Source organism: Rhodococcus sp. 05-2254-5, assembly GCF_002258575.1.
Classification (GTDB): Bacteria; Actinomycetota; Actinomycetes; order Mycobacteriales; family Mycobacteriaceae; genus Rhodococcoides; species Rhodococcoides fascians.
The window spans coordinates 443,915-451,346 of sequence record NZ_NOZG01000026.1; the positions used below are offsets into that span (position 1 = coordinate 443,915).

At 64.4% G+C, this 7,432-nt stretch carries 5 protein-coding genes; 1 reads left to right on the top strand and 4 read right to left on the bottom strand.

What is annotated here, in order from left to right; all coding sequences use genetic code 11:
- Positions 1–296: 296 nt before the first annotated feature.
- From CH278_RS17945 to sthA, 4 genes are all read right to left on the bottom strand, one after another.
- The gene (locus CH278_RS17945; RefSeq protein ID WP_027496866.1) at positions 297–2,813 is read right to left on the bottom strand and encodes a DEAD/DEAH box helicase; all 2,517 of its coding nucleotides are present in this window, start codon (positions 2,811–2,813) and stop codon (positions 297–299) included.
- A gap of 65 nt (positions 2,814–2,878) precedes the next feature.
- Positions 2,879–3,919 (bottom strand): alpha/beta fold hydrolase, encoded by a 1,041-nt coding sequence (locus tag CH278_RS17950; protein ID WP_027496867.1) that lies wholly within the window; start codon positions 3,917–3,919, stop codon positions 2,879–2,881.
- Positions 3,920–4,144: 225 nt separating this feature from the next.
- Complete coding sequence (locus CH278_RS17955; protein WP_027496868.1) at positions 4,145–5,089, bottom strand: proteasome assembly chaperone family protein; 945 nt, start codon at positions 5,087–5,089, stop codon at positions 4,145–4,147.
- 181 nt (positions 5,090–5,270) lie between these two features.
- Positions 5,271–6,686 carry a Si-specific NAD(P)(+) transhydrogenase gene (gene sthA, locus CH278_RS17960; protein ID WP_032372557.1) on the bottom strand — a complete coding sequence of 472 codons (1,416 nt, stop codon included), beginning with the start codon at positions 6,684–6,686 and terminating at the stop codon, positions 5,271–5,273.
- Between the two features lie 164 nt (positions 6,687–6,850).
- Between sthA and CH278_RS17965 the strand changes: the two genes are divergently transcribed.
- The coding region (locus CH278_RS17965) for an alcohol dehydrogenase catalytic domain-containing protein (protein WP_179274450.1) at positions 6,851–7,432 on the top strand (582 nt) is incomplete at its 3' end.

Sequence of the window (7,432 nt, forward strand, 5' to 3'; positions counted from 1 at the left end):
CGATCGACCCTGTCGGCCGACGCAGTCTTGTCCGCGATCCGCACAGTACCGCCACTTCGTAACGGCAGCAACGCAATTGGTCTCGGCACCGTATCGGGCCGTCGAAAACTAGGTACCTGCCCAACCAACCGTGTACACGGAGCATTTCGTCCCCGTCGTAACGTCCGGTCGTGTACTCGGCGGACGCACCCTGACCGTTGCCGCGCAACGCAATTCGGATCCGAAGTGCGTGGAACGGGTCGGCCATAACCGACTTCGCCACGCTCGCAGGCTTTCTCGCGTGCGAGGCGCACGCATCAGCCGGGCGTGACGACAATCTCGTCGAACACGATTTCTCCGGCCGCGTCGGATTCGGCGAGGTCGATGACAGCATCGAGGGACCAGCCGTGGTCGCCGTCCGGATCTTCGAGTACCTGGCGGACCGTGGTGGATTCCGCACCGACGTTCAGGGTGAACAGCGCCGGTCCGCGAGCCGAGGGGCCGGTGCCGATGAACCCGTACTCGGCGAAGAACGGCTCCAATTCCTCCTCCCAGTCCGGCCCGTCGTCCAGGTCGTCGAGCGCGTTCCACTGACGACGCGCCGCCAGATCGACCCTTCGAAAGATCGCGTTACGGGCCAGGATTCGGAAAGCCCGTGGATTCGCCGAGATCGGACGCGGCGCATCGGACCCGTACGCCTCGACCAGGGCTTCCGGTTCAGCACCGGGATCGGTCAGGTTCTCCCACTCGTCGAGCAGGCTGGAATCGACTTGCCGAACCAGCTCGCCCAGCCACTCGGTGATGTCCTGCACTTCCTCGGTCCGAGATTCCGGCGGAACCGTCTGGCGCAGAGTTCGGTACGCGTCGGCAAGATAGCGCAGTACCAGGCCCTCCGAGCGCATGAGGCCGTAGTGACTGATCAGCTCCGCGAAGGTCATCGCGCGCTCGACCATGTCACGGACGACGGACTTGGGCGACAGACCCACCTCGGAGAGCCACGGGTGAGACCCGCGGTAGATCTCGAAGGCCGGAACGAGCAGCTCGGCAAGGGGTTTCGGCCAGGTGACCTCTTCGAGGAGTTCCATCCGCTCGTCGTACTCGATGCCGTCGGCCTTCATCTGTGCCACCGCTTCGCCGCGTGCGGCATGTTGCTGCGCCATCAACACCTGCCGAGGATCGTCGAGCGTCGACTCGATGATCGACACCACGTCGAGCGCGTGGGTGGGGGAGTCGACGTCGAGCAACTCGAACGAGGCCACCGCGAACGTCGACAACGGCTGATTGAGCGCGAAGTCCGGCTGCAGGTCCACCGTCAGCCTGGCATGGCGCCCGTCCGCGTCCGGCTCGGCCAACTGTTCGACGATTCCGGCCTCCACCAGGCCGCGGTACAGCGACAGCGCACGCAGGATGTGCTTGCGCTGAGCCGGCCGGGTCTCGTGGTTGTCCTCGAGCAGATGACGCATCGCGTGGAAGCAATTGCCCGGCCGCGCAATGACATTGAGCAACATCGCATTGCTGACCGAGAACCGGGACGTCAACGGCTCCGGGCTCGCCGCGATGATGCGCTCGAACGTCGGCTCGCCCCACGAGACGAAGCCGTCGGGTGCCTTCTTGCGCTGTACCCGCTTGAGCTTCTTCGGGTCGTCACCGGCTTTGGCCACGAGCCGAGCATTCTCGATGTCGTGCTCGGGTGCCTCGACCACGACGGTGCCGAGGGTGTCGTACCCCGCGCGGCCCGCGCGTCCCGCGATCTGATGGAACTCACGCGCCCGAAGCTTGCGTGTTCTGATGCCGTCGTATTTGGTGAGTCCGGTGAACAGCACGGTCCGGATGGGAACGTTGATGCCCACGCCCAACGTGTCGGTACCGCAGATCACCTTCAACAGACCGTCCTGCGCCAGTTTCTCCACCAGCCTGCGGTACTTGGGAAGCATGCCGGCGTGATGCACCCCGATACCGTGACGAACCAGTCTGGACAGCGTCGACCCGAAGCCGGTGGTGAAGCGGAAATTGCCGATGGCCTCGGCTATCGCGGCCTTCTCTTGCTTGGACGCGACATTGATGCTCGTCAGGGCCTGAGCGCGTTCGAGTGCCGCTGCCTGGGTGAAGTGCACGACGTACACCGGAGCCAGGTGCGTCTGCACCAGCTCCTCGATCGTTTCGCCGATCGGGGTGGTGACATAGGAGAACATCAACGGGACAGGCCGCTCGGTACCTGAGACGACGGTGGTCGTGCGGCCGGTACGTCGGGTCAGATCGTCGCGGAAGAACGAGACGTCGCCCAACGTCGCCGACATGAGCAGGAACTGGGCGTTCGGCAGTTCGATCAGAGGTACCTGCCAGGCCCACCCCCGGTCCGGCTCGGAGTAGTAGTGGAACTCGTCCATGATCACTTGGCCGATGTCGGAGTCGGCACCCTGCCGCAGTGCCAGGTTCGCGACGATCTCGGCAGTGGCGCAGATGATCGGCGCACCGGAATTGACCGATGCGTCGCCGGTCATCATGCCGACGTTCTGCGCTCCGAAGATCTCGCACAGGGCGAAGAACTTCTCGCTGACGAGCGCCTTGATCGGCGCGGTGTAGAAACTGCGAATGCCTGCGGCCATGGCCGCGAAGTGGGCACCGATGGCGACCATGGACTTTCCGGAACCGGTCGGCGTGGCCAGGATGACGTTGGATCCCGACACCAGCTCGATCAGCGCCTCTTCCTGCGCGGGATACAGCGTCAGGCCCCGGTCCGAGGCCCAGGTGGTGAACGTGTCGAACAGGACGTCCGGGTCCACGCCGTCGGAGGTGGCGGCGGAAACGTCGGGTATCAGTTCGGTGAGGAGCACCTCTACAGGCTATGTGTCGGTGACGGGGGTTCCCGAATCGACACCGAACGCCTGCGACGGGAGCGTCAGGTCGCGCTTCGTTCGTCGGACCCCATGGCCCCGAGCACGGCCATCCTGGTGCTCGAGCTGCCGCTGATCATGTCCTCGCCGACGCCGGTGATGAGCAGGTTGCGCCAGCGCACCTCGTCGAAACTGAGCGAGGGAGTCGAGTCGATGAAGTCCTCGAGGACCTGAAGGAAGCGCATCGGATCGTCGCGAAACGGGAAGTGTCCGGAATTGTCGAACACTTCCAGCTTCGAACCGGGCATGGCGGAATGAGCCAGCCGGGCGTGCGCCACCGGGATCACCGAGTCCTGTTCACCCCAGACCAGCAGCACCGGCAGGTTCTCGGTGAGATAGCAGCGGTCCAGCATCGTGACCACCTGGCCACGCCAGTCCACCACGGCACGCAACGTCCGTAGGTAGGCCTCGTACGTCGTCGGCGCAGGCAGTTCGCTCAGCACTCGGATCAGATCGGGGGTGTCGTGCAGCATCGACCCCGGTCGCAGTGGGGAGCTGTGCAGTTTGCTCAACAGGCCGCCGGCCAGCTTGACCGCCGGTATCGCGCCCGGCAAGCGCAGCAGCTTCACCGCCTCGGACAGGAACGGCATCGACGCCAGTCGCAGAAGGGGGTGCACGTCCTTGGTCACTCCGCCCGAGGACACCAACGCGAGGCGATCGACCATGTGCGGGAACTGATAGGCGAACTGCATCGCCACCCCGCCGCCGAGCGAATGGCCCACCACGGTGACGTGCTCGATGCCCAGAACGGACAACAGATCGCGCATACCGTTGGCATACGCGGCAACGGAATAGTCAGCCCGAGGTTTGTCGGAGCGGCCGTGGCCCAGGAGATCGGGTGCGATCACCGTGTAGCTCTTGGCGAGGTGCGGGATGACCTCGTTCCACGTCTCGGAATTGTCACCGATCCCGTGGATCAGCAGCAGCACAGGGCCCTCACCGGCCATGCGAAAGGCCCGCCGATAGCCGTGAATGGTCCGAAAGATCAGCCGCGGTTCCTCGTCGGGAACCGGCCGGAGCTTACGACTGCGCGGAGTAGTGGACATTCGCGCCTCCTGATTCCCTGGTGCGCCGACGTACGGCGCAGTACGGCGTCGCTGCTCACGAGAGCGCAGCAACACAGACGACGGTTGTGTGTTGCTACGACTCTCGCACGAGATCGGGCTCGGGGCAGAGCATCGGGCGTATTGCGGGTTACAGGTATGTTGCGATCCGCCGGGGCTGTCGCATATGACTGGATCCCGCTGCTTTCGCTGTGACCAGCTCCACAACTACCGGGGTGCTTGTCCGTCTCCGTCGTCGAGGCCGGCCTGCTCGGCCAGGAACCGCTCGAACTCGGCACCCAGCTCGTCGCCGCTGGGGAGCGGCTCGTCACTGGCCAACAGCGTGGACTGTTGTTCCTGCGCGGCGACATACGTGTCGTACTGGCGCTCGAGCGCCTGTACGACCGACTGCACTTCCTCGTTTCCGGTGATGTGCTCGTTGACCTGCTCCCGGACGCGAGCCGCGGCCTCGCCCAACGCTGCCAACGGTAGATCGAGCTCGGCAGCTTCACCGACGTTCTCGAGCAGCGTTTCCGCAGCCCCCGGGTAGTCCGTCTGCGCGAGATAATGGGGGACGTGTACCGAGAACCCCATCGATTCGTGGCCGTGCTGTGCCATCCGTAGTTCGAGCAAGGACGACGCACTACCGGGCACCTGCAGCTCGCCCGCCCAGCTGTTGCCTTCCTTGACCAACGCCCTGTCGCTCGCGTGCGCGGTGACGCCCAGCGGGCGGGTGTGCGGAATGGCCATCGGGATGGAGCCGAGACCGATCGTGCGCCGCACTCCGAGCTGCTCGGCAAGCAGTCGCACTGCCGTCGTGAACTTCTCCCATCGCAGATCGGGCTCCATGCCTGCCAGAAGAAGGAAGGGGGTCCCCACGTTGTCCTTGACGGCATACAGGTTGAGCTCGGGAGCGTCGTAATCCGAGAAATGATCGGACTTGAACGTCATGGTCGGCCGACGGGACCGGTAATCGATCAACTCGTCGACATCGAAGGAGGCCACCAGCTCGGTTTCGAGACTCTCCCGCAGATGGGTCGTCGCAAGCTTCACGGCATGGCCGGCGTCGGAGAAACCTTCCAGCCCGTGCACCAGCACGGGCCCGACTCCGTCGTTGGAGAAAATCTGAGGTGCCGGAAATTCCAGCTCGTACATCTTCGACTGTTCGGTCATGGCCGGGCCCCTTTCGGATCGACTCGTCGATGCCTCGACGCGAGCATCGGGTCAGAATACGCGGACCGTCTGCTCGAGCCGCATACACGCCGACGTCGATCGTGGTGAATCACTACCCGACAGAACAACCGCGGAACCGTCGTTCATTCCCGGTCGGCGATTCGGTCCCCGCGTCGACGCATCAGCGGTCGAAATGTGCCAGGGCTCGGATCTTGTTGGTGACGTCCAGAGCGGCGACCTTGTACGCCTCGGACAGCGTCGGATAGTTGAAGACCGCGTCGACCAGGTAGTCGACGGTGCCGCCGCATCCCATGACGGCCTGACCGATGTGCACCAGATCCGTGGCTCCCGAACCGAAGATGTGCACGCCGAGAATCGAACGGTCCTCTGTGGAGACGAGCAACTTGAGCATCCCGTACGAGTCCCCGGCGATCTGGCCACGGGCGAGTTCGCGGTATCGCGACACACCGACCTCGTAAGGAATGGATCCCTTCGTCAGATCGACCTCCGTCGCGCCGACATAAGAGACCTCGGGGATGGAGTAGATGCCGATCGGTTGGACGTCGGTGAGCTGCGCGCTCGGTTCCCCGAACGCGTGATACGCCGCCAACCTGCCCTGATCCATCGACGTCGCCGCCAACGCCGGAAACCCGATGACGTCGCCGACGGCATAGATGTGGTCCACCTTGGTCTGAAAATGCTCGTCGACGAAGATGCGCCCACGGGCGTCCGCTTCGAGGCCCGCGTTCTCGAGTTCGAGGGCCGTGGTCAGCCCCTGGCGACCCGCCGAGTACATCACCGTCTCCGCCGGGATGCGTTTTCCGCTCGCAAGGGTCGTCACCGTGCCGTTCGGCCCGACGTCCACCGCGGTGACTGCTTCACCGAAGCGGAACGTCACCGCGAGATCGCGGAGGTGGAACTGCAGGGATTCGATGATCTCGCGATCGCAGAAGTCGAGCATCGAATCGCGTTTCTCGACGACGGTCACCTTGGTGCCCAGGGCGGCGAACATCGAGGCGTACTCGATGCCGATCACGCCGGCACCCACGACGACCATCGACGCCGGGATGAACTCCAAGTTCAGAATGCCGTCGGAGTCCAACACCCGATAGTCGTCGAATGCGACGTCGGCGGGTCGCGCGGGGGCGGTGCCGGTGGCGATCACCACGTTGGCGGCCGAGACCGTGATGCGCTCGCCCCGGGCCTCGTCCTCGACGACGATGGTGTGTGCATCCAGAAACTTGCCGACCCCGGTGATCAGCTCGATGCGGTTACGGAGCAGTTGCGAGCGCACCACCTCGATTTCCTTACCGATCACATGCTGGGTTCTGGCCAGCAGGTCGGCGGGAGTGATGTCGGCCTTGACGCGGTAGCTCGCGCCGTACAGCTCTCGCTGATTCATCCCCGTCAGATAGAGAACGGCTTCTCGGAGTGTCTTGGACGGAATGGTTCCGGTGTTGACGCACACGCCGCCGAGCATGTGGCCCTTCTCCACGATCGCCACTCGCTTGCCGAGTTTCGCGGCCGCGATCGCGGCCTTCTGGCCGCCGGGGCCCGAGCCGATGACCACCAGGTCGTATTCCATGGGTGCAGACATCGTTCATAGGTACCGCTCGCACGAGAAGACTGTGTGCCCGCTCGGTCACGAGCGTGTGAATTCCGCGGCTCGTCCCACCGAACGAATGCAGATGTCGCCACGTGACGATGCGTTGTGCAAGGCTGAACCGAGCACGCAACACACGATTTTCAGTGGAGGAATACATGCCGCAGCAGGTCCGCGCCGTCGTCGCCAAGAGCAAAGGCGAGCCCGTCTCGATCGAGACGATCACCATTCCCGATCCCGGCCCGAACGATGTCGTGGTCACCATCGCCGCGTGCGGGGTGTGTCATACCGATCTGCATTACCGCGAGGGCGGCATCAACGACGAGTTCCCGTTCCTGCTCGGCCACGAAGCCGCAGGCACCGTCGAGGCCATCGGTGACGCTGTCACTCATGTCGAGGTCGGTGATGTCGTGGTGTTGAACTGGCGTGCGGTGTGCGGGGAATGCCGAGCCTGCAAGAAAGGCACCCCCTGGTACTGCTTCGACACCCACAATGCGTCGCAGAAGATGACCCTGGGCGACGGCACCGAACTCTCTCCCGCGTTGGGGATCGGGGCGTTCGCCGACAAGACCCTCGTCCACGAAGGACAGTGCACCAAAGTCGACCCGGACTCCGATCCGGCGGTCGTCGGTTTGCTCGGGTGCGGGGTGATGGCCGGACTCGGTGCGGCGATGAACACCGGGAACGTCTCCCGCGGGGATTCCGTCGCCGTGATCGGGTGCGGCGGTGTCGGGGATGCC